Origin of the sequence: Caballeronia sp. LZ065 (genome assembly GCF_031450975.1) — a bacterium.
Taxonomy (GTDB): Bacteria; Pseudomonadota; Gammaproteobacteria; order Burkholderiales; family Burkholderiaceae; genus Caballeronia.
Genome location: NZ_JARUXV010000001.1, coordinates 1,949,648 through 1,974,187 on the forward strand (window position 1 = coordinate 1,949,648; position 24,540 = coordinate 1,974,187).

The following is a 24,540-nucleotide window of genomic DNA, read 5'->3' on the forward strand; positions in this document are numbered from 1 at the left end:
CACCCACCCTTCCCACATGCATCCGATGCCCGAAGCGACATCGCCCACCGAACTCGTCACTGCACACGGCGTCACGCGGCGCGACGCCGCGAGAGGCACGACGCTTCTTCAGCCCACCGCTTTCACGCTGTACGGCGGCGAGCGCGCGGCGATCACCGGGCCGTCCGGCTCCGGCAAGAGCGTCTTTCTGCGCACGCTCGCGCTGCTCGACGCGTCCGACGAGGGCTACGTGACCTGGCGCGGCGAGCGCATCGCGCGGTCGCGCATTCCGGCGTACCGGCGGCGCGTCGCCTACATCGCGCAACGTCCCGCGACGCTCGACGGCACCGTCGAGGACAACCTGCGCTACCCGTTCATGCTCAAGGCCTATCGAGATGTGCGTTTCGATCGTGACGTCGCCGAGAGGCTTGCGCGAGCGGCCGGACGCGCCGCGGATTTCCTCGACAAGTCCGCCAGCGAGCTGTCGGGCGGCGAGGCGCAGATCGCCGCGCTCGTGCGCACCTTGCAACTCGCGCCCGATGTGCTCCTGCTCGACGAACCGACAGCCTCGCTCGACCCGGCCTCGGCGCGTTCGATTGAAGCGCTCGTGACCGCCTGGTTCGATGCCGACGCCGCCCGCGCCTGCATCTGGGTATCGCACGATCCCGAACAGGCGCGGCGCGTCGCCACGCGTCACCTGACCATGAATGCCGGCGTGCTCGGAGGCGACCTGCGATGAACGGCTATCAGAATCTCGGGATCATCGACATTGGCCTCGCGGCCTTGCTGATCGTGGTGAATGGCGCGTTGTCCGTCGCGCTGAAGCTCGGGCTCGAACGCAAGCTCGCCATCGCGGCCGTGCGCACCGTCGTGCAATTGCTGCTGATCGGCTACGTGCTCGGCTGGGTCTTTGCCTTCAACCGCTGGTATGTCGTCCTGCCGCTGATGGCGCTGATGACCGTCATCGCCGGTTTCGCGGCGTCCGGGCGCGGACGGCGCACTTATGCCGGACAGCGCGTCGACAGCATCCTGTCGATCTGGGGCAGTTCGTGGCTGATCGGCGCGTTCGGGCTGTTCGTCGTGATCCGCATTCATCCGTGGTACGAGCCGCAATACGCGATTCCGATCCTCGGCATGATTCTCGGCAATACGCTGACGGGCGTATCGCTGGGCATCGAGCGGATGACCGAGGAGCTGACCGCCGGGCGCGCTGCCGTGGAGATGTCGCTCGCGCTCGGCGCAACCCGCTGGGAAGCGGCGCAAGGACCCGCGCGCCAGGCCGTGCGCGCGGGCATGATTCCCACCCTGAACCAGATGGCGGTGGTCGGCCTCGTCAGCCTGCCTGGCATGATGACCGGCCAGGTGCTCGCCGGACAGTCGCCGTTGCAGGCGGTGCGCTATCAGATCGTCATCATGTTCCTGATCGCGGCGGCCTCGGGGCTCGGCGTGGTCGCCGCGATCGTGATGACTTACCGGCGGCTCTTTGCGGCGGACCACCGCTTCATGGCGGCGAAACTCGTGGAGCGCCGCCCGCGCAAGCGCACCGCTTAATGGCCGGTCACGCGCCGTTGTACACCCGCTCCAGCTCGACGAAATCCAGCTTGATCATGTCCATCATCGCGCGCATCGTGCGGTTCGCCTTCTCCGCATCCGGATCCTGCAGCATCTTGAGCAGACGCCTCGGCGCCACCTGCCACACGACGCCGTAGCGGTCGGTGAGCCAGCCGCAGGCCATCGACTTGCCGCCGTCCATCAGCTTGTCCCAGTAATAGTCGATCTCGTCCTGGGTATCGCATTTGATGAACATCGAAACGGCCGGCGTGAAGTCGAAGTTCGAATTGCCGTTCAAGGCCATGAATGCCTCGCCCTCCAGTTCGAACAGCACGGCGAGCACGCTGCCGGCAGGGCCGGGACTGGCCTCGGTATGGCGCATGACGTCGGTGATGCGCGCACCCTTGAAAGTCGCGACGTAAAAGTTTGCGGCTTCTTCCGCGTTACCCTTGAACCACAGGCACGGCGAGATCTTGTCCATCTGCGGGTCTCCGTTCTCGAATGGGGTCATTGGCCGGGCGCGCAGCCCTTTTCCATCGCGGCCTTCATCTCTTCCGGGTTCATGTCGCGCTTGTGCGTCGCGACCGACCACTGATGCCCGAACGGATCCTCGAGACGGCCATAGCGGTCGCCCCAGAACATGTCGGCGACCGGCATCGTCACCTTCGCGCCGGCCTCGGCCGCCTGCCTGACCGTGGCGTCGACATCCGTGACGTAGAGATGCACCGTGACCGGCGAACCCTTGATCGCCTTCGGCCCGAGCATGCCGAACTCGGGATGTTCGTCGACCAGCATCAGCATCGAATCGCCGATCTTGACCATCGCGTGCATGAGCCGTCCGTCCGGGCCGGGCATGCGGCCCATTTCGACGGCGCCGAACGCGCGCTTGTAGAAGTCGATGGCGTCGGCGGCGCCCGCGCAGCACAGGTGCGGGGTCAGCGAATGCATGCCCGGAGGGATGGGTTCAACGGCAGAAGAGGACATGTCGGCTCCGTGAAAGTGGACGAGGCGCGCCAGGCAGTGGCGGCGCTCTCACACCCTACAACGATCGGCGCAGGCGTCAATCGACATGAACGCGCAGACGCGGCGCAGAAATTTCACGCCGCGCCGGAGCGCCTCAATAGCCTATTTCGAAGACTGCTCGGCCAGCGATTGAATCAGGCCTTCGAGCCGCGAGAAATTGACCGGCTTGGTCAGGTGATCGAGGAAGCCCGCTTCGCGGCAACGGCGAATATCCTCGTCCATGCCATAGCCCGTGATGGCGACGGAAGGCTTGTCGGGTTGCAGGCTCGTCCAGGCCCGCGCGATGTCGAGTCCACTGCCGTCCGGCAGGCCGATATCGCTGACCAGCAGATCGAATGACGCGCGCTTCGCATGTCCGATCGCCTCCGCCACCGTGATGGCCACGGTCACCTGATGGCCCAGCATTTCCAGCACTTCGGCCATGGCGGAGGACGTCTGCTCGTTGTCCTCCACCAGCAGAACTCTCAGCGCGCGGCTGTGTTCCTGCTGCGCCGCCTCGACGCGCGGCGCGTCCTCATGCTCGGGCTGCACGCGCGCGAGCGATAGCGTGAGCGTGAAGCGTGCGCCCTTGTCGCGGCCTTCGCTGTAGGCCGACAACGTGCCGCCGTGCTTCTGCGCGAGCGTACTGGCGATGGCCAGGCCCAGTCCCAAGCCGCCGAACGAACGGGTGATGGAGTCGTCGGCCTGTTCGAACGCCGAGAAAATGCGCGGCAGCGCCTCGGCGCTGATACCGATGCCGCTGTCCATGACCGAAACCGAAATGGTCGCGGGATCCGGGTTCCAGGTGCGCACCTCGATGCGGCCATTCGCCGGAGTGAACTTCACCGCGTTCTTCATCAGGTTCCAGACGATCTGCTGCAAGCGCGCGGCGTCGCCCAGCACGACGAAGCGGCTGGCGTCGAAGCATGTTTTGAGGGTGAGGCCCTTGGCGCGCAGGTCGGCTTCGGACATGTCGAGCGCGCTCGTCAGCAGCGTGTCCAGCGCGACGTTCGCGAAATTCAGCGAGAGCTTGCCGCGCGCGATGCTCGTGAGGTCGAGCAGATCGTCGATCAGGCGCGCTTCCAGTTCGACATTGCGGCGGATCAGGTCGAGCGTCGGATGCGCCTCGCGCGGCAGCGCATGCTTCATTTCGAGCAGGCGCACGGCCGCGAGAATCGGCGTGAGCGGCGTGCGCAGTTCGTGCGACAGCACCGCCAGAAAATGGTCCTTGGCGCGGTTGGCCGATTCGGCCTGATCCTTCGCGAGACGCAGCGCGTCGGCGGCCATGTGGGCATCGGTGGCGTCGCGCACGATCTTCGAGAAGCCGATCAGTTCGTCATGCTCGCTGCGGATCGCGGTGGTCACGCCCGAGGCGAAGAACGAATGTCCGTCCTTGCGCCACAGCCAGCGGTCGTCGCTGGCGCTGCCTTCGCGGCGCGCGGTGTTCAGTTCCGTGTCGAACACGCCGGTCTCGCGGTCTTCCTGGCTATAGAAGATATCCGCCGACTGGCCGAGCACGTCCTGCGCCGGAAAACCGAGAATGCGCTCCGAGGCCGCGTTCCAGGTGCGGATGCGCCCTTCCGGGTCGAGCGTGATGACGGCGTAATCCTTGAGCGCGTCGATCAGCAGGCGGAAATGGGTTTCGGTCTCGCGCAGCGCGCGTTCCACGGCGATCCGCTGCGCCCGCTCGGCGCTCTCGCGCATTGCGCGGCGCACGACGGCGGGCAGGCGCTGGAGGCGCTGCTTCAGCACGTAGTCAGTCGCGCCGCGCTTCAGCATGTCAACCGCATGCTCCTCGCCGAGCAGCCCCGACACGAAGATGAACGGCGTGTCCGGCGTGCGCTCGCTCGCGATCGTCAGCGCCTCGATGCCCGAGAACGTGGGCATCACGAAATCGGCGAGGATCACGTCGAAACGCTTCTTCTCGAGTTCGGCGACAAAGGCCGCGGAGTCATAGACGATCGACGCCTCGACCGCGTAGTCCGCGCGCTCGAGCTGGGCGATCGTTAACTCCGCATCGAGTGCGTTGTCTTCGACGAGCAGCAGATGCAAGGGCTGCATGATCTAGACGTCCTCGCCGGAAGTCGGGTGCGGGGACGGGTGCGCGAAGCGGCGGAACACCGCGGACAGGGTCGCTGCGCTCATTGCGCGTTGGGCGGGCGGCGCAGGCGCGTCGACCCCGGCGGCGGCTCGTTGAGCACGGCCCAGAACACGCCGAGGTCGCTGATCGCCTCGACGAATTCCCCGAACTCGACCGGTTTCACCACATACGCGTTCACGCCCAGTTCGTAGCTGCGAATCAGATCCTGCTCCTCGCGCGACGAGGTCAGCATCACGACCGGAATGCTCTTGAGCGCCGCGTTCGAGCGGATCATGTCGAGCACTTCCAGACCGTCGATCTTCGGCAGCTTGAGGTCCAGCAGAATGACGGCGGGACTGCCCGGCGTACGCGACTTCCACTCGCCTTCGGACGTGAGATAGTCGACGGCTTCCTGGCCGTCGCGCGCCACGATCACCTCGTTGGCAAGCTGGCTCTTGTCGAGCGCGACGAGTGTGAGCTCGAGGTCGTTCGGGTTGTCTTCGACAAGTAATATCGGTTTAAGCATGGTCTCTTCGTGACTTCGTTGCTAACGTGCCGTGGGTGTTGCGGGTGCCCTTCGCGCCTTGCTCGGCGCCGACGCTGCGAAACACGACCGGCAGCGAGAAATAGAAAACCGCGCCCTGCCCCGGACGCCCTTCGGCCCAGGTCCGCCCTTCGTGCCGCTCGATGATGCGCCGCACGTTCGCGAGTCCGATGCCCGTGCCTTCGAACTCTTCCGCGCGATGCAGGCGCTGGAACACGCCGAACAGCTTGGCACCGTACTTCATGTCGAAACCGACACCGTTATCCCGGACACCGATGATGTATTCCTCGCCGCTGCGGCTGGCGAATAGCTCGATTTTCGCCGATTCCCGCGTTCTCGTATATTTCACCGCGTTCGACAGCAGGTTGCGCACCGCCAGTTGCAGGAATGCCGCGTCGCCGGTGACGCGCGGCAACTCGCCGATCACCCATTCAATATCGCGTCCCGACACCTCCTGCTCGAACTCCTGCACGATCGAGCGCACCAGCATGCCGAGGTCCACCGGCGCGGGGCGCAGTGCGGCGCGTCCCATCTGCGAAAAGGTCAGGAGATCGTCGACGAGCGTACCCGCGAAGCGCGCCGAATCCAGCATGTTGTTGAGAAAGCGCCGGCTTTTCTCCGACATGCGCTCGCCTTCCTGCTCGCGCAGCAGGTCGCCGTATCCGGCGATATGCCGCAGCGGCGCGCGCAAGTCGTGCGACACCGAATAAGAAAACGCTTCCAGTTCCTTGTTGGCGCGCGTGAGCTCGGTCGCGAGCGCCGCACGCTCTTCCGCGCGCCGCAGCACGATGTTCAACAACGCGCCGCGCAGCTCGCTCGCGATCTCGATTTCGCTCGCACGCCATGCCTTCGAATGACCGCGCACGGTTTCGAGCCACGGCGAGAAGCTGGTGCGTGGCGCACTCACGCCGGCCGCGTCCTCGATCTTCACCGGCTCGCCCGCCCACTTGATGGTCTGCATCACCTCGGGCCTGAACCATAGCAGATAGTTGCGGAAAATCTGCGACACCGGCACCGCCAGCACGCCGCACGCACGGTCCTCGAGCGCCTTCGCGGGCGGCCACTGGCGCGCCAGGGAATCGGTGGCCCAGACGCCGCTCGTATGTTCCGCGAGCCAGTGCGTGAGCGCGCGCACCGTGTCCTCGTCGGGCGTGACGCCGAGCAGCGTCACCTGGTCATCGAACACGATGGCCGCGCCGGCTGAACGCACGAAGTTCAGCACGTCGGCCGGCACCGACTGGAGTCCGGTCACGAAGCGCTCGCGCTCGCCCATCGAGGCGATCAGACGGCTCATGGTCCGGCGCAGGCCGGTGAGATATTCGCCTTCCGCGCGCTCTTCCTTCGCCTCGATCTGCAAGGACAACATGTTGCCGAGATGCTCGACCGCGAAGCGCGTGTTGAAAGGCACCCTGCGCGGCGCGTGGTCGTGGCACGAGACGAGTCCCCACAGGCGGCCCCGCACGATGATCGACACCGACATCGACGCATGCGTGTTCATGTTGCGCATGTATTCGAGGTGCACCGGCGAAAAGCTGCGCAGCGTGGAATAGGTGAGGTCGGTTGGACGGCCCGTCAGCGGGTTCACGTCCGGGACAAGGCGCGCGGGCGTGTAGTTGACGTCGGCGACCAGCCGGATGCGGTTTTTCAGATACAGCGCGCGCGCCTGGCGCGGAATGTCGGAGGCCGGAAAGAACTGATGCAGAAACGACGCGTAGCCCTCGTCGCGATCTTCCGCGAGCACGTGGCTGCGCCCTTCCTCGTCGAAGCTGTAGAGCATCACGCGGCCGAAGCCCGTGATCTGACGCACCTCGCGCACCGCGAGCCCGGCCAGTTCCTCGACGCTCGCCGCGTCCTGCAGGCCGCGCGCGAAGGTGCGCACGAGCGGATACATGGAGGCGAACGTGTCGCCGCTTGCCGCCGCTTCCATCTCGACGATCAGGGTGCCGTCGTGCCGATGCAGCGTGACATCGAGACATGCGGGGCCGGCCGGCGTGGACGTCAGCTCGACCGGTCCGACGTATAGCGGCGAATCCTCCAGCGCCGCCATGCTGGCCACCTCCGCGATGCGTTGCGCGGCGGCCTCGCCGAGCGCCACGGCGAGCGGCTGGCCGAGCAGGGTATCGAGGGGCGCGCCCGTCAGCGCGGGCAGATTGTCGCTGGCCTGCACGATGCGTAAATCGTCGGCGAGCGCCAGCAGATAACCGTGCGGCTGGATGCCACCGGGTACGTGGATCGGCTCGGCGTCGCAATCCTTGCTCGCGACGCCCGAACTGAGCGTGAGCCGGCGTGCCTCGGCGTCCGGTGGGCCATCCGTGCCACTAGCCGGCGCCGGTGCCGGTGATCCGCCGGATCCGCTGTCCGCCACGCTCATGTGACGGCTCCTGGCACTGGTGGCATGGCATCGACACCGGCCGCTTCGGGGCACAGCCAGGACTGCAGGCCCTCGAATGTGGCGATGGCGGCCTTCACCGCGTCGTCATGCTGGGCCGCGGGCACGGAAGCCGCGGCCGTTTCGCGAAACGCGTTCCACATGCTGCCGGTGCGCGCGCCGTAGCCTTCGAAATACGCGTTGCCCAGACCCTGCCCCAGATCCAGGCGCTGCGCGACGTGCGGCGCGATAAAGCGCCCGCCAAGCGTGCTGCCTTCCATCACGTACATGGAGCCGAACGCATCGCCGAGATTGTGCAGGCGCGGCAGGTCGTAGCGCATGTCGGCTTGCGGCACGGAACCGACCGGCCGGCGCTCGCCGGTCAGCGCGGCGAGATCGGCGGCCAGCAGCGGCGCCTTGCGGCGTTCGTCGAAAAACACCGACAGCGTGGCCGGCAGACACGCGGCCGCGGCGTCCTCCCACGGCGCAACATAGCCATAGAATCGTTCGAGCAGCGCGATGTACTCGTCGCGTTGCAGATCGTCCCGCATCAGGTCAAGCGCATTCTCGAGCCGCGCGTGACACGCGGCGGTTTCGTTCTTCAAGCGGGACAGAAGGTCGGATTGCATGTTGCGATGAGTGGGCTTAAGGACCGCGAGGCGGACGAATGCTGCGGGTATCGGCAGGGCTTACCGGTTCGGGCGCATCGTTCGGCGTGGGTGTCGGTAGAAATCGCACCGCACACGCCGTCACGCGCTTGATGCGAAAGCGCCCATTTAAAAAAGAGTCATTCTACGCATCCGGCTTCGCCGCTGCCATGCAAAGCCAGCGCGCACGCCCAATCCGCAGCGCCGTTGCCGGAACGATTCACCGTCCGGTTCAAATTTTTTTCACGGCTTGCGCGGCGGGCGATCGCCTCTGTTGACGTTGGCGTGCTCGTCCTGCTGCGTGTCGCGCTGATAGTCGTCGCCGCCGCGCCGGTCGGTATCGACGAGCCCGCGTTCAAGGTCCTCGTGCGCCTGCTTGCCGACCTCGCGCGGATCGTGCTCATGCTGCGATTCGACGTTCTGATCCGCTTCATGCGGCAACGGCGCGTTCGCGGCATCGTCGCGCGCCTGGGTCTCGCGCTCGCTGCTCGACACCTCGCGGCCGCGTTCGGGCGCGCTGGCGGGTTCCTTGTTCGACTGCTTCATGATCGTCTCCTGTCGATTGCTTCACTTCAGCCCGAGGCGCTTCTTCATGCCTGCGCTCAGGCGCTTGCGCGCCTTGTCGTAGCCGGTCCACGGATCGTGTTTCAACGCGTCGAGCCGTTCGTGCGCATTGCCGATGTTCCATTGATCGCCGCTCGTCACGTCGTCCAGTTCGTCCCAGGCAATCGGCATCGATGCCCCGAGCCCCGGCCGCGCGCGCAGCGAGAACGCTGCCACCGTGCTCGAGCCGCGGTTGTTGCGCAGATAGTCGATGAAGATCTTGCCCTTGCGGTTCTGCATGCCCATCTTCGCGGAGAAGAGCTTGGGGAGCGTGCTCGCCATGTGCTGCGCGACGCCTTGCGAGAAGTCCTTGACGTCGTCCCAGCCGGCCTGCTTCACGAGCGGCACGATCACATGGAAGCCCTTGCCGCCGCTCGTCTTGCAGAACGATTCGAGGCCCAGCTCGGCAAGCAGCTCCCTGGTGAGGCGCGCGGCCTCGATCATCCGTTCCCAGCCGACGCCTTCGCCCGGGTCGAGATCGAACACCATGCGGTCCGGCTTTTCGAGGTTCGATGCAAGCGCGTTCCAGGTATGCAATTCGATGGTGCCCATCTGCGCACAGCCGGCGAGCGCGCCCGCCGACTCGATGGTGAGCAGCGGCGGATGACCGGGATCGATGTCGGGATGTTGCTTGATATGGGGAATGGCGAGCTTTGCGCTGTGCTTCTGGAAGAACAGCTCGCCGCCGATGTCCTCGGGCGCGCGCACGAGTGACACCGGACGGTCCTTCAGATGCGGCAGCATCCATTGCGCGACACTGGCGTAGTACTCGACCACGTCGATCTTGCGCGAGCCGCCGGACTTGTCGATCACGCGATCCGGATGGCTGATCTTCACGCCTTCGACTTCGGCCGAAGCGGATTTGGTCTTCTTCGCGGCGGTGGTCTTTTTGGTCGCTGCGGTCTTCTTCGTTGCGGTCCTGGCCGCCGCCGGCTCTTCCTTGACGATCTGCCGCGCGGGTTTGTCGTCACGCAGACTGACGAACGATGCTTGTCGCACGATGCGCTCCTTGGTCCATTCCGCGAAATTGCATTCGGCCACGAGTTCGGGCTTCACCCAGTGCACGGGCGTCCGGCTGCGCTCCTGCGGCTCGCTCGCGAAAGGCATGCGCTTAGTCTCGCGCTTATCGAGCTCCTTCTTCACCGCGACGAGCATCGCGTGATCGAAACCGGTGCCCACGCGGCCCGCGTACTGCAGCTTGCCGTGCGCGTCGTACACGCCGAGCAGCAGCGCGCCGAACTGGCCGCGGCTGCCCGCCGGTTCCGAATAACCGCCGATCACGAACTCCTGCCGCCGCCGGCACTTGAGCTTGATCCACGCGTTGCCGCGGCCCGACACATAGCCGCTGTCCATACGCTTGCCGATGATGCCTTCGAGCGCCATGTCGCATGCGCTCTTCAGCAGATCGTCGGCCTGGAACGCGAAGTCCTCCGAATAGCGCAATACCGGGTCGTCCGCCGGTTCCACGAGCGCCTTCAGCAGCGCGCGGCGCTGCACGAGCGGCACGTTGCACAGGTCATAGCCGTTGAGCCAGGGCACGTCGAAGAAGTACACGACGATGTCCTGCGGCCGGCCCGCATCGAACGCGTTCTGCAGGGCCTGGAAGTCGGGCAGACCGCGCGCGTCGAGCACCACGGCTTCGCCATCGAGCCAGCCGCTTTCGATCTCCAGCTGTTCCAGCGCCTGAACCTGCTTCGGGAATTTCGCGGTCCAGTCATTGCCGTTGCGCGTGAAGATCGCGATGCGGCGTTTGCCCTTCACCGTGTCGATGCGCGCCAGCACCCGATAGCCGTCGAACTTGATCTCGTAGGCCCAGTCGTCGCCGGACGGCGCGGCATCGACGAGCGTCGCGAGCTGCGGCTTGAACGTGGCGGGCAGCTTCGCCTTGACCGCGCCCTCGATGGCGGGTTCATGCGACAAGGTACGCAACGATGCCGCGCTGCGGGTCGCGACGATGTCGGGATGGTCGTGGCCGTTCGCCTTCGCAGCGGAAGGTTTCTTGCGCGCGGGCGTCTTTGCGGCTGCTTTCGCCGCCGTCTTGCGCTCCGAGCGTTCGAGCACTGCACCATTCTTGCCGCGCGCGCCGGGCGCATCCGACATCACGCTGCCCGGCCTTTTCAGAAGCACGTCGTACTCGCTCTCCGGGCGCGCCGTGTCGTCGCGCTCCTTGATCAGCAGCCATTGCTCCTTGTCGCCGCTGCCGCGCATGTGGCTCTTTACGAGCGTCCAGCCGCCCTGCAGCTTCTCGCCGTCGAGCGTGAACTTGAGCTTGCCCTTTTCGTATTCGCGCTGCGCATCCGCGACGCTGCCCGACTGCGGCGCCCACGTACCGCGATCCCACACAATCACGCTGCCCGCGCCGTAATTGCCCTCGGGAATCTCGCCTTCGAACGAACCATAGTCGAGCGGATGATCCTCGACATGCACCGCCAGCCGCTTCACCGAAGGATCGAGGCTCGGTCCCTTCGGCACGGCCCAGGACTTGAGCGTGCCGTCGAGCTCGAGGCGAAAGTCATAGTGCAGACGGCGTGCGTCGTGTTCCTGGATGACGAAGGACAGGCTGGACTTTGCGGGTGGTTTGGCCGTCTTGCGGGCCCGCGCGGCGCGCTTCGCGGCGCCGGATGGCTCCGGCGTCTTGTCGAACGCGCGCATGCGTTGATAGGTATCGAGTTTGCCGGCCATCGTCGTGGGTCCGCAGTGTCAGGTGCGATACAGACGCGCTTCAAGCACGCTTGCGCCGCGCGGTCTTGCGCGCCGGACGCGCGGCTTCCTCGCCCGAGTCGTCCTCTTCGTCAGCCTTGTCCGTGGCCGCTGCCTTGCCGCGTTTCGCCGGCGCGCCGCCTTTCTTGAGACTGCGCTTGAGCAGTTCGGACAAATCGAGGATGTCGGCCGACGACTTCGTCTCGCCGCCCTCCTCCACCTTCATCACCTCGGCCACCTTGCCTTGCTTCACCTTCTTGTCGACGAGCGCCAGGATGTCGTCCTTGAAGGTGTCGTGATACTTCGTCGGATCCCAGCTGTCGCTCATGTCGTCGATGAGCCGCTTGGCCATCTCCAGTTCCTTCGGCGTCACGCCGGCCTTCTTGGTATCTTCGTCGGGAAACTTGAACTCGCCGAAGTCGCGGACTTCGTCGCCCCAGCGCAGTGTGTTGAGCGCCAGCGCCGGGCCCACCGGAATCAGCGCCGCGAGATGCTGCTTGTTGTGCAGCACGACGCTCGCAATGCCGACCTTGCCCGTGTCCTTCAACGCATCGCGCAGCAGCGCATAGACCTTCTCGCCCTTGCGGTCGGGCGCGAGATAGTAAGGCGTATCGAGCGACAGGAACGAGATCTCGGGGGCATCGACGAAGGCGAGAATGTCGACCGTCTGCGTCGACTCCGGATTGGCCGCGCGAATCTCGGCGTCGGTCATCACGACATACTTGCCCTTCTCATACTCGAAGCCGCGCACGATGTTGTCCCGCGTGACTTCCTTGCCCGTGTTCTTGTTGATCTGCTTGTAGCCGATCGGGTCCATCGAGCGTTTGTCGAGCAGGTTGAAGCCGACCTTCTCCGACTGCGTCGCGGGATAGAGTTGCACGGGCACGTGGACCAGTCCGAAGCTGATCGCGCCTTTCCAGATCATGTGCGGCATCGCGGCACCTTGGCGGTCGGGAAGAGTCGATGAGCGCGCCTCGCGCCGGGCGGGCGTCGAGGCGTTCTCCGTGCGCGGGCGCGGCACGGTATCGGAGGGAATCGCAGGAAACATGCCAAGGCGGCCGGGCGCGCCGGGGCACGCGGCGGCCGGCGGTGCGTGCCTGCACCGGGCAGGCGATCTGTAAGCCTTACTGCTCTCGCCGCCTAAAAAGCTACTTGCGGTTGGCGGTCACGCTGAGTTGCGTGCCGTCGTCGAGCGTGACGGTCTTCCTGGACCCCGTGGAGGTCGGCATGGAGAAGCGCACGATCTGACTAAAGCGGTTGTCCACCGGACACTGCAGGCTCTTGCCGCCCACCGTGACGCGCGAGGTGCCCTTCGGCGCATACGCCCGGAAACTGATCTGCACGTTGGCCGTGCCGTTGTCGCCGACCATCGGCGCGAAGCGGATCTGCACCTGCCGCACCGCCGCGCCGTCCGCGCTCTTCGGCACCGAGGCCGCCTGCGGGCAGCCGTCCGGCACGGCCTGCGCGCCGCCGGCCGCGTTGCCTTGCCAGGTGAAGTCGTCGGTCTGTCCGGAGCGGATCGTGCGGGTTTCCTGCTCGTTGCCGAAGGATTTCGAGGTCATCTTGACCGTGTACTTGATGGGGCCGTCATTGGCCGCCTCGGAAAGCACCTTGATGCCCGGCGTGGCCTGGGCGGTCGCAGCGACCATCGTGAGCGCGGCGACGGAAACCATGCGACGAACGATCGAAGTACGATTCATGCCGCCACCTCCGTAACAGGCGCTGTGAGTGAATCCGGCGCGGCTGGCGCACCGGGACGCGGTGTGCGTGCAGCGGACCGGATTCAGTCTAGCGCCACGCTTGACGGGTCATCGTCATGGATAACCCGAGTGCGTGGAGGGCGGCTTGCGCCTGGTCAAAAAGCTGTCAGAGACGCCTCAAAAGCCCGTCAGCACCAGCTTGCCGACCGTGCGCCCTTCTTCCAGCAGCCGATGCGCCTCGCGCAGGTTCGTTGCATTGATCGGTCCGAGGTCGCGGCCGATGGTCGTGCGCAGCGTGCCTGCGTCGATCAGCCGCGCCACTTCCGACAGCAGCTTGTGCTGCTCGATCATGTCGGGCGTGTTGAACATCGCGCGCGTGAACATGAGCTCCCAGTGGAACGCCGCGCTCTTCGGCTTCAGCAGTTCGATCGGCAACGGCCGCGCGTTCTCGACGATCGTGCAGATGCCGCCTTGCGGCTTGATGACTTCGGCGGCGGCCGTGAAGTGCTTGTCGGTGTCGTTGAAGATCAGCACGTAGTCGACCTGCGGAAACCCGATCTGCTTCATCTGTGCCGGGATGTCACCGAAGTGATCGACGATGTGATCCGCGCCAAGCTCCTGCGCCCACTTGGCCGATTCGGGCCGCGACGCCGTGGCGATCACCTTGAGCTTGGCAACGCGGCTGGCAAGCTGGATGCCGATCGACCCGACGCCGCCCGCCCCGCCGACGATCAGCACCGACTTGCCCGCATCCTTGCCCTCCGCCGACACGCCCAGGCGGTCGAACAGCGCTTCCCACGCGGTGATGGTGGTCAGCGGCAGCGCGGCGGCGCTGCTGAAATCGAGCGAGGCCGGCTTCGTGCCGACGATGCGTTCGTCGATCAGATGGAATTCGCTGTTCGCGCCGGGCCGGGTGATGTCGCCGGCGTAGTAGACCGGATCGCCGACCTTGAACAGCGTCGCCTCCGGTCCGACGGCGGCCACCACGCCCGCCGCGTCCCAGCCCAGCACGCGCGGAGCTGATTCGACCTTGTCCTTGGGCGCGCGTACCTTGGTATCGACGGGATTGACGGCGATCGCCTCGATCTTTACAAGCAGGTCGCGCCCGGTGGGCGTGGGTTGATCGAGTTCGATGTCGATCAGCGCTTGCGGGTCGGAAATCGGAAGGTAGCGCGTCAGGCCGATGGCTTTCATGGGGTGCTCCGTTTAAATAAGTGAACTGCCAGCCATGGTAAGGCGCATGCAGCATCCGGAAAACCGTCATAATCACTGAAACATTTTTCGTGAAATCCATCAAATGACGAGCGATCTCCTCGCGGACGCCGCGCCGCGCGAGCGTCTCGATCTCCTCGATATCGGACTCTTCGTGCGTGCGGCGGCGTTGGCGAATCTGTCCGCGGCCGCGCGCGAGTTTGGGCTCTCGCCCGCAGTGGCGAGCGCGCGCATCGCGGCGCTGGAGCGCATGCTCGGCGCACGGCTGTTGCATCGCACGACCCGGCGCGTCTCGCTCACCCAGGAAGGCGAGATTTTCGCCGATCACGCGCGCGGCCTGCTCGACGCCGCCGACGCGGCGCGTGCGTCGGTCGGACAGGCGCGCGAACATCCGCACGGGCGCTTGCGCGTGACCATGCCCTCGTCGCTGGGCCGTCAGCACATCTCGCCGCTGATGCCCGCGTTCCTGCGCCAGTACCCGGGTGTGAGCGTCGACCTGCGCATGACCGACCAGATCGTCGATCTCGTGGACGAGGGCATCGACCTCGCGATCCGCATCGGCGCGCTGAAGGACTCGACGCTGGTGGCGAAGAAGCTCGCAAGCAACCGGCGCGTACTGTGCGCGTCGCCCGCTTATCTCGCGCGGCACGGCACGCCGCGTCATCCCGCCGATCTCGTGCGCCACGAGTGCGTGATCCTCGCCGATCAGCGCGACTGGGGGTTCGTGACGCCGACCGGCGTGATCGATGTCCGCGTGTCCGGACGGCTCGTGACCGACAACGGCGAGGTGATCCGCGATGCACTGGCGGCGGGCATCGGCATCGGGCTGAAATCGACGTGGAGCGTCGCGCCGCTGATCGCGAGCGGCGAACTCGTCACGCTGCTCGACGACTACCCGCCCGCGCAGACCGTGGCGATCTGGGCCGTGTATCCGAGCCGTGCGTTCGTGCCGCCGAAGACGCTGGCCTTCATCGACTTCCTCGCCGGGCAGTTCGGCGAGCCGCCCTACTGGGACGTCGATCCCGCGAGCGTGCAGCGTTAGCGCGTCCGGGCCGGCCGGTACAATGGCGCTTTCGCGCGTCCACTGTTCCTTCGCCCTCGCCTTCGATGAACCTCGTCATTCAAAGCCTCGCCCCGATCTCCGATTCGCATCTGCGCCCGCTCGCGGCGCTGGCCCGCTCGCAGGTTCCGCAGCGCGTCGATGACACGTTGCTGCGTCTTGCCGGCGCCGATCCGCTGCAACGTCCCGACATCGACGCCTATTGCGGCACGCACGGCCTCGACTACGCCTTTATCGCGCCGGATGCGACGCTCGCCGGCTTCGGCCTCGTCGCGATGGACATGGACTCGACGCTCATCACGATCGAATGCATCGATGAAATCGCGGATTTCTGCGGGCTGAAGGCGGAGGTCGCGGCGATCACCGAAGCGTCGATGCGCGGCGAGATCAAGGACTTCAACGAAAGCCTCACGCGCCGCGTCGCGCTGCTGAAGGGACTCGACGCAAGCGCGCTCGAACGGGTTTATGAGGAACGCCTGAAGCTGTCGCCGGGCGCGGAGCGCATGCTCGCCGGCGCGCGCGCGGCGGGTCTGAAGACGCTGCTCGTGTCGGGCGGTTTTACGTTCTTCACCGAGCGGCTGAAGGCGCGTCTCGGCCTCGATTACACGCGGGCGAACACGCTCGAAATCGTCGATGGCAAGCTGACGGGCAAGGTGGTCGGCGAAATCGTCAACGCGGACGTGAAGGCGCGCACGCTGCTCGACACCTGCGCGCAACTGGGCATCGATCCGAAGCGCGCGATCGCCATGGGCGACGGTTCGAACGATCTGAAGATGATGGCCGAAGCGGGCTTGTCGGTGGCGTTTCGCGCGAAGCCGGTCGTGCGCGAGTCGGCGAGCCTCGCGTTCAACTTCGTCGGCCTCGACGGCTTGCTGCGGTTGTTCTGAACGCTGCGGCTTGTGTGCTTTTTGAAGAACGGCGCTTGAGTGAACAAGGCGCCGTTCTGCTTTAGCCGAATGCTTTGACGAGCGCCGCTTCGAGATCGGCGCGCAAGTCCGCTTCCGCCTCCAGTCCGATGTAAAAGCGCACCAGCACGCCTTCATGCGGCCATTCTGATGCCGTGCGCATCGTGCGGACCGTGTAAGGCATCGCGAGGCTGTGCGAGCCGCCCCAACTCCAGCCGATCGAAAACAGTTCGAGCGCCTCGACGAACGCATCGACTTGGGCCGCGCTGTACTGCTTGTCGAAGACGATGGAGAACAGGCCGCCCGCGCCGCCCTTGAAATCGCGCTCGAAGAACGCGTGACCCGGACAGTCCGACAGCGCTGGATGCAGCACGGCGGCCACTTCGGGGCGCGTCTTCAGCCAGGCGGCAAGCGCTAAAGCCGTGCGGTCGTGGGCCTCGTAACGCGTCTTCATCGAAGGCAGACTGCGCAGTACGAGCGAGGCATCGTCCGCCGATACCCCGACACCCAGCCGCATGCGCGCACGCTTCAGCTTGCTGTGCAAGTCGGCATTGCGCGTGATGGTCGCGCCCATCAGCACGTCGCTGCCGCCGGATTGGTACTTCGTCAGCGCCTGCACCGAAATATCGACGCCATGCTCGAACGGCTTGAAAGCAAGGCCCGCCGAGAACGTATTGTCGATGGCCGTCACGACGCCCTTCGCCCGCGCGGCGGCGGCGATGGCGGGCACGTCCTGCACTTCCATCGTCACGGAACCGGGCGCTTCGAGCCAGACCAGCTTCGTATTGGCGCGCAGCAAGGTGTCGATGCCCGCGCCGATCATCGGGTCGTAGTACGTCACCTCGATGCCGAAATCCTCGGCGAGCCAGTCCGCGTGATCGCGGTTCGGGCCGTAGGCGTTGTCGGGCACGAGCACGTGGTCGCCTGTCCGGACCAGACCGAAATAGACATTCGAAATCGCCGCGAGTCCCGAAGGCTGCAACAGCGCGTAGTCGCCGCCCTCGATCGCCGCGATGCGTTGCGCGAGCGCGATGGTCGTCGGCGTCCCGTGCAGGCCGTAGCGCCATTTGGAATCGTCGCTCCAGACGAGCGAGCGCATCGTCGCGAGATCGGGAAACACGACCGTCGACGCCCGCGCCACCGGCACCGAGAACGACTCGAAACCGGGCGTGATGCGGTCCTCCGGCTGCACGATGCGGGTTTGCAGATCGCGGTCGGGGGCGTTGTCGTGGGAATCGGTCATGGCGTGGCGTTGAAACGGGTCAAGGAAGATGCCGCCGGCGCGCGCCGGCGGCATGAGAAAAACAAGGCAGGCTATTCGCCGATGATGACGTTGCTCGTGCCGCCGACGCTGTTCTTCGGCGGCGCGGGCGGTGCGGGTTCCAGCGACGGCGCGGCCGGCGCTTTCGCGGCATTTCCGGCATTTCCATCCGGCAGCGGCGGCAGACCCGCGCCCGCAACGGCGGGCCGAAGCTCGAAGGGCTGGCCGTTGGAATCGTCGGGATTCATGCGTTCGCCGGACACGCTGCCGTCCGGCGCGAACTTGCCGACCCAGTTGCCGGTGATGTGCGTGCCGTCGTTCGATTCCTCGATCTCGAGCGTGTCGCTGTCGCGATCGCCCGCGACGAGAATCACGTTCGGGCTGCCGGCAAAACGGTATTCGCCGTGGACGCCGGAGGGATCGTCGGTCTTCGCGCCGAGCTTCATCTCGATCTGCCGCGTGCCCAGCGTGCCGACATAGCGCGGAAAGCGCGCGTACTCCGGATTGGGCGTCAGCGGTTTCTGCGGCGGCAGCGCCAGTTCGGCGATGGCCGCTTGCGCGCCATGCGCATCCGCGCCGGCCGGCGCGCGCTGGTCCGGCGGCAAGACGCCGGAGCCGCCTGCGGGCATCGGCGAGTTGCAGGCGGCCAGCGCCACCGTGATGGCCAGCGCCGCAACGAGGCGCGAAGCGTGCATGCTGTGGGTCATCCTCGAGTCCTTCATGGTGTCCGTGATTCGATCGGGCATCGGCTGACTCAGATGCGCTCGAAGATCGCCGCGATGCCCTGTCCGCCGCCGATGCACATCGTCACGAGCGCATAGCGGCCGCCGATGCGCTGCAACTCGTAGAGCGCCTTCACGGTGATCAGCGCGCCGGTTGCGCCGATCGGATGGCCGAGCGAAATGCCCGAGCCGTTCGGATTGACCTTGGCGGGATCCAGCTTCAGTTCCTGCGACACGGCGCAGGCCTGCGCGGCGAACGCCTCGTTGGCCTCGATCACGTCGAGATCCGCGACGGACAAGCCCGCGCGCTCCAGCACCTTCTGCGTGGCGGGCACCGGGCCGATGCCCATGATCTTCGGATCGACGCCCGCATGCGCGAGGCGACCAGCCTTGCCAGCGGCTTCGCGCCGCGCTTTTCGGCGACGCTGCGCTCCATCAGCACGACGGCCGCCGCGGCGTCGTTGATGCCCGATGCATTGCCCGCCGTCACCGTGCCGTTTTCTTTCGCGAACACCGGCTTCAGCTTCGCGAAGTCCTCGGCGGTGGCCTGCATGCGCACGTGTTCGTCACGCTCGAATACGATGTCGCCTTTCTTCGACGCGAGCGTGATCGGCAGGATCTGCTCCTTGAAGAAGCCGGCCTCGATGGCACGCGCCGCGCGCTGGTGTGATTCGAGCGCGAGCGCGTCCTGCATCTCGCGCGTGATGCCGAACTGCCGCGCGACGTTCTCGGCGGTCACGCCCATGTGGATCTTGTTGAACGGATCGTTCAGCGCACCGACCATCATGTCGACGATGCGCGCGTCGCCCATGCGCTGGCCGAACCGCGCGGCCGGCATGATGTAGGGCGCGCGGCTCATGCTTTCTGCGCCGCCGCCGACGGCGACATCCGCATCGCCCAGCAGGATGCTCTGCGACGCCGATACGATCGCCTGCAGGCCCGAACCGCACAGGCGATTCACCGTGAGCGCGGGCGCGTGCTGCGTGACGCCGCCGTCGAGCGCGGCGACGCGGGCGAGATACATGTCGCGCGGCTCGGTCTGGATCACGTTGCCGAACACCACGTGGCCGACCTCATCGCCCTGCACGTTCGCACGCGACAAGGCCTCGCGCACGACGCGCGCGCCGAGATCGGTCGGCGTGAAATCCTTCAGCGCGCCGCCGAAATCGCCGATTGCCGTGCGCACACCGCTCACCACCACCACTTCACGTTGCATGTCGTCTCCGCTGTCGGGTTGTTGTTGCTGGACTGACGCTCAGGCTTTCAGCGCGCGCTCCACCGCTGCCTGATCAGGAATCGGCGCGACCGCGCCAAAGCCTTGCGTCGACAAGGCCGCCGCGGCGTTCGCATAGCGCGCCGCCGCGAAAGGATCGTCGCCGGCGACGATGCGCGCAATGAACGCGCCACCGAAGCAGTCGCCGGCGCCGGTGGCATCGACCGCCTGCACCACGCGGCCGGGCACCACGCGCCGCTCGGCGGGCGTGGCAATGTACGCGCCCTCGCGGCCGAGCTTCAGCGCGACGACCTTCGGACCGAGCGCGAGCAAGGCGTCGACGATCGCGTCCTTGTCTTCGTGGCCCGTGAGCAGCGTGACGTCGTCCCAGCTCGGCAGGCAGATGTCGGCCGAGCGGATGGCGTCGAGCATCACCGCGCGGGCGCGCGCGAGCGGCCACAGCTTGAGACGCAGATTGGTGTCGAAACTGACCGTGACGCCGTGCGTGCGCGCGTGGTCGATAGCGGCGAGCGCGGCATCGCACGCGGACACGCCGATCGCCAGGCTGATGCCCGACAGATGCACGACGCGGGCGGCCGCGATGGCGTCGAGCGGCAGGTGGGAAGGCGCGTAGCGGCTCGCCGCCGAGCCCGCGCGCAAATAGTCGAAGCGATGCCCCTGCTCGCCGTGCGACACGAAATACACGCCCGTGGGCGCGTCCTGATCGACGCGCACCGTGGCGGTATCGACGTTCTCCGCACGCCACAGGTCAAGCAGCAACTGGCCGAAGTGATCGTTGCCGACGGCGGAGACGAAGCCGGTCGAGGCGCCCTGCCGCGACGCCGCGATCAGGAAGTTCGACACGTCGCCGCCGAAGCCTTGCAGATAGCCCGGCTGGCCGCGCTGCGACTGGTTGAACTCGATCATCGCCTCGCCAAGGGCGAGTACCTGCGGAGCGTGCGGCATGATGTCAGACCTCGCCCCAGAGATCGTGGCCGTCGGCGCCGGTGATTTTCACGGAGACGAAATCGCCGGCCTTGTAGCGCTTCGATGCCTTGGTGGCCGGCGCGATGTACACGACGCCGTCGATTTCCGGCGCATCCGCCGCGGTGCGCCCGATGCCGCCGTCCGTGCCGATTTCATCGACGAGCACCTTGAGCGTCTTGCCCACCTTCTTCTTCATGCGCTTCGCCGACAGTTCCTCGGCAAGTTCCATGAAGCGCGCGCGGCGTTCTTCGCGGACTTCGTCGGGCAAGGCGCCGTCGAGTTCGTTGGCGCTCGCGCCTTCGACCGGCGAATACGCAAAGCAGCCGACGCGGTCCAGGTCCGCTTCCGTGATGAAGTCGAGCAGGGTCTGGAACTGCTCTTCCGTTTCGCCCGGAAAGCCTGCGATGAAGGTGCTGCGAATGGTCAGGTCGGGACAGATTTCGCGCCACGTCCTGACGCGCTCGAGCACTTTCTCGGCGTTGGCCGGGCGCTTCATGCGCTTGAGCACCTCGGGATGCGCGTGCTGGAACGGCACGTCGAGATACGGCAGCACGTGGCCCTTGAACGGGCCTTCGGCCATCATCGGGATGACGTCGTCGACGCTCGGATACGGGTAGACATAGTGCAGGCGCACCCACGCGCCGTATTGGGCGGCGAGTTCGCCGAGCGCGCCGACCAGGTCGGTCATGCGCGTCTTGAGCGGCTTGCCGTTCCAGAAGCCGGTGCGGTACTTGACGTCGACGCCGTACGCGCTCGTGTCCTGCGAAATCACGAGCAGCTCCTTCACGCCGGACTTGAACAGATTCTCGGCTTCGAGCATGACTTCGGCGACGGGACGCGAGACGAGATCGCCGCGCATCGACGGGATGATGCAGAAGGTGCAGCGATGATTGCAGCCTTCGGAAATTTTCAGGTAGGCGTAGTGGCGCGGCGTGAGCTTGATGCCGGCGGGCGGAACGAGATCGGTGAACGGATCGTGCGGCCTGGGCAGATACGTGTGCACCGCGTTCATCACTTCGTTGGTGGCGTGAGGGCCGGTGACCGCGAGCACCTTCGGATGCACTTCCTCGATCAGGCCGCCGCCGCTCGCGCTCTTTTTCGCGCCGAGGCAGCCGGTCACGATGACCTTGCCGTTCTCCGACAGCGCCTCGCCGATGGCGTCGAGGCTTTCCTGAACGGCTTCGTCGATGAAGCCGCAGGTGTTGACCACGACGAGGTCCGCGCCGTCATAGGTGCCGGAGATCTGGTAACCCTCGGCGCGCAGCTGGGTGATGATCTGCTCGGAGTCGACGAGGGCTTTCGGGCAGCCGAGGGAGACCATGCCGATCTTGGGAGCTGGGTTCTGGGCAGTTGATTCCAAAGAGTTTTTCACGGGGAGATACGATATTGTGGGGCTCGGCCGAAGGCGTCGGGCGAATCCACTATTTTACCCCGGAGCGGTGGGAAGGCGGTTTGGAGGCGTGGTGGGTTGTGCGGGTTCGGGGTCAGGCGGCGCCGATCAGCACTTCGGCGGGGATCCGAAGACCTTCATGGAGCCGGCGGATCATGGCGAGACGCAGCGCACGCTTGCCCGCCAGCACCTCGTACACGCGATTCGCATTGCCGATGTAAGGGTGCATATCCGGCACCGTCAGCCCGGCCTGCTCCATGCGAAATTTGATTGCTTCGATCGGACTTGGCGCCGGGAGTGGAAAGTGATCCGCCTCGTAGCGCTCGATCAGGATCGACAGAATGTCGAGGGTTTCGGCTTCAGGTGTTCCGCAAGCGGGGTCTGCATCGACCAGCGCCGCAGCGGCGACGAGCGCGCGAATATAGTCCGCTTCGGTGCGGATCGGATGAATGTCCATCGGCTTGCTCCATATCCTCGTTGCAATGCCGAACAGCGGCTGCTTGTCGGTCCTTCAGGAAAGCAACGATGCGCTGTTTCCAGCCTCGTCGATATAGCAGATGCACGTCACAGTCTTGCGTCCGCGGATATGAAAACAGCCGCTCGAAGCGGCTGTTTGGCGGCCTGTGGCCGTATTTGTCGCCAGGTTTCCCCGTTCGACGAGCGTTTCAGGCATTGCCTGAAACGTAGGTATAGCTTAGGGAGCGCCACATCGAACGTCAACGAAAGCGCGACCGCATTTCTGTGAAATTCTTGCCCGATTTTCCGCCGCCGAATCTGATCCCAGGCCGGCGATGCACACGATCCGCAAAGCCTGCCGGAAACACCCCCTACTTCTTCTCCGGCGTCGGCCCTGTGGGCGTCGGAAACGGAAATGTATTGAACATCGTCTTCGCCTGCGACTGCATCTGCTCCTGCATCTGCACGAACATGTTCTTCGACTGCTCGATGTAGCTCGTCATCATGCCCTGCATCATCGGCGCCTGCATGTTCATGAATTGCGACCAGACCTCCGGATTCAGCGCATTGCCGTCGTAGATGCCCTTGCTCTGCTCGGACAGCTTCTGCTGGATGTCGATGAACGCCTGGATGTTCTTCTCCAGGTACGTGCCCATCATGCCCTGCATCGCATGGCCGTAGAAACGGATGATCTGCGACAGCATCACCGAGGAGAACATCGGCAGGCCGCCGCTCTCTTCCTCCAGGATGATCTGCAGCAGGATGCTGCGCGTGAGGTCGTCGTTGGACTTCGCGTCGAGCACCTTGAATTCTTCCTGATCGAGCACGAGTTGCTTCACATCCGACAACGTGATGTAGGTGCTCGTCTCCGTGTCATACAGCCGACGGTTCGGATACTTCTTGATCAGTCGCTCGGCGGATTTCTTTGTAGTAGTAGTAGTGGTCATTGAACGCCTTTAAACGCAAAACTTTACTGCGATGGCAGCAAGCAGGTCTTGCGTCGTCGCAAAAAAGCGCTGCTGCATGTTTCGCCGCATCGTTGAAAAATCCGGCGAGTGGCAACTCGCCCGGGTACACGCAACACACGCGGCACCCGGACGAGCCTCCGCCCGTCAGCCCATATGCAAGCCGCCGTTCAGCGAGAAGTCCGCGCCGGTCGAGAAGCCCGATTCATCGGAGGCCAGCCACGCGCAGATCGAGCCGATCTCGTCGGGCGTGCCGAGACGCCGGACCGGAATGGTCGCGACGATCTTCTCCAGCACTTCCGGCCGGATGGACTTCACCATGTCCGTGCCGATGTAACCCGGCGACACCGTGTTGACCGTCACGCCCTTGGTCGCCACTTCCTGCGCCAGCGCCATCGTGAAGCCGTGAATGCCGGCCTTGGCGGTCGAGTAGTTGGTCTGGCCGAACTGCCCCTTCTGCCCGTTCACCGACGAAATGTTGATGATGCGGCCGAAACCCCGCTCCACCATCCCGTCGATGACCTGCTTGGTCACGTTGAACAGGCTCGTCAGGTTGGTGTCGATGACCGCCGTCCAGTCTTCGTGGGTCATCTTGCGGAACACGACGTCGCGCGTGATGCCCGCATTGTTGACCAGCACGTCGACTTCGCCGACTTCGGACTTGACCTTGTCGAACGCGTTCTTGGTCGATTCCCAGTCGCCGACGTTGCCTTCCGAGGCAATGAAGTCGAAGCCGAGCGCCTTCTGGTCTTCCAGCCATTTCACCCGGCGCGGCGAGTTCGGGCCGCAGCCCGCAACCACCGTGAAGCCATCCTTGAGCAGACGCTGGCAGATGCTGGTGCCGATGCCGCCCATGCCGCCGGTTACATACGCTATGCGCTTCGTCATTCCTCACTCCATTTTCGTTATGCGGACGACGATCTCCATGCCGCCCGCCAATCCTTCCCAGTCCTGCCCTGCGTGCCGCGTTGCTGCGCGTCCCGCTTACGGACGCTCCAGCGCCAGCGCCACGCCCATGCCGCCGCCGATGCACAGCGACGCCAGACCCTTCTTCGCATCGCGCTTCTGCATCTCGTGCAACAGCGTGACCAGAATCCGGCAGCCCGATGCGCCGATCGGATGCCCGATCGCGATCGCCCCGCCGTTCACATTGATCTTCGACTGATCCCAGCCCATCTGCTGATGCACCGCCAGC

General features: G+C 65.5%; 22 protein-coding genes and 2 pseudogenes. 4 read left to right on the forward strand and 20 right to left on the reverse strand.

The window, feature by feature from the left end:
• Positions 1 to 25 precede the first annotated feature (25 nt).
• Together QCE63_RS08965 and QCE63_RS08970 are read left to right on the forward strand one after the other, a co-directional pair.
• Positions 26 to 718, forward strand: coding sequence for an ATP-binding cassette domain-containing protein (locus tag QCE63_RS08965; RefSeq protein WP_309833744.1), 693 nt, complete (start codon positions 26 to 28; stop codon positions 716 to 718).
• Positions 715 to 1,530 carry an ABC transporter permease gene (locus tag QCE63_RS08970; RefSeq protein ID WP_309832390.1) on the forward strand — a complete coding sequence of 272 codons (816 nt, stop codon included), beginning with the start codon at positions 715 to 717 and terminating at the stop codon, positions 1,528 to 1,530. Before QCE63_RS08965 ends, QCE63_RS08970 begins: the two co-directional genes overlap by 4 nt.
• Before the next feature lie 7 nt (positions 1,531 to 1,537).
• On the opposite strand, the gene QCE63_RS08975 is transcribed toward QCE63_RS08970, so the two are convergent.
• The 11 genes from QCE63_RS08975 to QCE63_RS09025 all read right to left on the reverse strand — a co-directional run bounded on the left by QCE63_RS08975 (position 1,538) and on the right by QCE63_RS09025 (position 14,368).
• Complete coding sequence (locus QCE63_RS08975; RefSeq protein ID WP_309832391.1) at positions 1,538 to 2,011, reverse strand: VOC family protein; 474 nt, start codon at positions 2,009 to 2,011, stop codon at positions 1,538 to 1,540.
• 26 nt (positions 2,012 to 2,037) lie between these two features.
• On the reverse strand, positions 2,038 to 2,514 hold the full coding sequence (locus tag QCE63_RS08980; protein ID WP_309832392.1) for a VOC family protein: 477 nt from the start codon (positions 2,512 to 2,514) through the stop codon (positions 2,038 to 2,040).
• Positions 2,515 to 2,655: 141 nt separating this feature from the next.
• A complete protein-coding gene (locus QCE63_RS08985; protein WP_309832393.1) occupies positions 2,656 to 4,593 on the reverse strand; it encodes a response regulator in 1,938 nt (645 codons plus the stop codon).
• 80 nt (positions 4,594 to 4,673) lie between these two features.
• Positions 4,674 to 5,138 (reverse strand): response regulator, encoded by a 465-nt coding sequence (locus QCE63_RS08990; protein WP_309832394.1) that lies wholly within the window; start codon positions 5,136 to 5,138, stop codon positions 4,674 to 4,676.
• Positions 5,131 to 7,527 (reverse strand): ATP-binding protein, encoded by a 2,397-nt coding sequence (locus tag QCE63_RS08995; protein ID WP_309832395.1) that lies wholly within the window; start codon positions 7,525 to 7,527, stop codon positions 5,131 to 5,133. Before QCE63_RS08995 ends, QCE63_RS08990 begins: the two co-directional genes overlap by 8 nt.
• On the reverse strand, positions 7,524 to 8,153 hold the full coding sequence (locus QCE63_RS09000) for a biliverdin-producing heme oxygenase (protein WP_309832396.1): 630 nt from the start codon (positions 8,151 to 8,153) through the stop codon (positions 7,524 to 7,526). Before QCE63_RS09000 ends, QCE63_RS08995 begins: the two co-directional genes overlap by 4 nt.
• Before the next feature lie 261 nt (positions 8,154 to 8,414).
• Positions 8,415 to 8,717, reverse strand: a complete 303-nt coding sequence (locus QCE63_RS09005; protein ID WP_309832397.1) for a hypothetical protein — start codon at positions 8,715 to 8,717, stop codon at positions 8,415 to 8,417.
• Between the two features lie 21 nt (positions 8,718 to 8,738).
• Positions 8,739 to 11,456, reverse strand: coding sequence for a DNA ligase D (gene ligD, locus QCE63_RS09010; protein WP_309832398.1), 2,718 nt, complete (start codon positions 11,454 to 11,456; stop codon positions 8,739 to 8,741).
• A 40-nt stretch (positions 11,457 to 11,496) separates the two neighbouring features.
• Positions 11,497 to 12,408, reverse strand: a complete 912-nt coding sequence (locus QCE63_RS09015) for a Ku protein (protein ID WP_309833745.1) — start codon at positions 12,406 to 12,408, stop codon at positions 11,497 to 11,499.
• Between the two features lie 214 nt (positions 12,409 to 12,622).
• Entirely contained in the window at positions 12,623 to 13,174 is a 552-nt protein-coding gene (locus tag QCE63_RS09020) for a DUF6013 family protein (protein WP_309832399.1), read from the reverse strand.
• 177 nt (positions 13,175 to 13,351) lie between these two features.
• Positions 13,352 to 14,368 carry a zinc-binding alcohol dehydrogenase family protein gene (locus QCE63_RS09025; protein ID WP_309832400.1) on the reverse strand — a complete coding sequence of 339 codons (1,017 nt, stop codon included), beginning with the start codon at positions 14,366 to 14,368 and terminating at the stop codon, positions 13,352 to 13,354.
• Positions 14,369 to 14,471: 103 nt separating this feature from the next.
• Between QCE63_RS09025 and QCE63_RS09030 the strand changes: the two genes are divergently transcribed.
• Together QCE63_RS09030 and serB are read left to right on the forward strand one after the other, a co-directional pair.
• A complete protein-coding gene (locus QCE63_RS09030; protein ID WP_309832401.1) occupies positions 14,472 to 15,428 on the forward strand; it encodes a LysR substrate-binding domain-containing protein in 957 nt (318 codons plus the stop codon).
• Positions 15,429 to 15,493: 65 nt separating this feature from the next.
• The gene (serB, locus tag QCE63_RS09035) at positions 15,494 to 16,333 is read left to right on the forward strand and encodes a phosphoserine phosphatase SerB (protein WP_309832402.1); all 840 of its coding nucleotides are present in this window, start codon (positions 15,494 to 15,496) and stop codon (positions 16,331 to 16,333) included.
• Positions 16,334 to 16,394: 61 nt separating this feature from the next.
• Here the strand turns inward: serB and QCE63_RS09040 are convergent, their stop codons facing one another.
• The 9 genes and pseudogenes from QCE63_RS09040 to QCE63_RS09080 form a co-directional block, all read right to left on the reverse strand.
• Positions 16,395 to 17,594 carry a cystathionine beta-lyase gene (locus tag QCE63_RS09040; protein ID WP_309832403.1) on the reverse strand — a complete coding sequence of 400 codons (1,200 nt, stop codon included), beginning with the start codon at positions 17,592 to 17,594 and terminating at the stop codon, positions 16,395 to 16,397.
• A gap of 71 nt (positions 17,595 to 17,665) precedes the next feature.
• The gene (locus tag QCE63_RS09045) at positions 17,666 to 18,319 is read right to left on the reverse strand and encodes a hypothetical protein (protein ID WP_309832404.1); all 654 of its coding nucleotides are present in this window, start codon (positions 18,317 to 18,319) and stop codon (positions 17,666 to 17,668) included.
• 47 nt (positions 18,320 to 18,366) lie between these two features.
• A pseudogene (gene bktB / locus QCE63_RS09050) lies at positions 18,367 to 19,550 on the reverse strand (beta-ketothiolase BktB).
• 39 nt (positions 19,551 to 19,589) lie between these two features.
• Entirely contained in the window at positions 19,590 to 20,513 is a 924-nt protein-coding gene (locus QCE63_RS09055) for a sugar kinase (protein ID WP_309832405.1), read from the reverse strand.
• A gap of 4 nt (positions 20,514 to 20,517) precedes the next feature.
• Entirely contained in the window at positions 20,518 to 21,855 is a 1,338-nt protein-coding gene (gene rimO / locus QCE63_RS09060) for a 30S ribosomal protein S12 methylthiotransferase RimO (RefSeq protein WP_309832406.1), read from the reverse strand.
• A gap of 163 nt (positions 21,856 to 22,018) precedes the next feature.
• Positions 22,019 to 22,381: a transcriptional regulator gene (locus QCE63_RS09065; RefSeq protein WP_309832407.1), complete on the reverse strand. Its 363-nt coding sequence runs from the start codon at positions 22,379 to 22,381 to the stop codon at positions 22,019 to 22,021.
• Between the two features lie 370 nt (positions 22,382 to 22,751).
• Positions 22,752 to 23,327, reverse strand: a complete 576-nt coding sequence (gene phaR / locus QCE63_RS09070; RefSeq protein ID WP_309832408.1) for a polyhydroxyalkanoate synthesis repressor PhaR — start codon at positions 23,325 to 23,327, stop codon at positions 22,752 to 22,754.
• Positions 23,328 to 23,492: 165 nt separating this feature from the next.
• Positions 23,493 to 24,233, reverse strand: coding sequence for a 3-ketoacyl-ACP reductase (locus QCE63_RS09075; protein WP_309832409.1), 741 nt, complete (start codon positions 24,231 to 24,233; stop codon positions 23,493 to 23,495).
• 96 nt (positions 24,234 to 24,329) lie between these two features.
• A pseudogene (locus QCE63_RS09080) lies at positions 24,330 to 24,540 on the reverse strand (acetyl-CoA C-acetyltransferase); the annotation flags it as partial.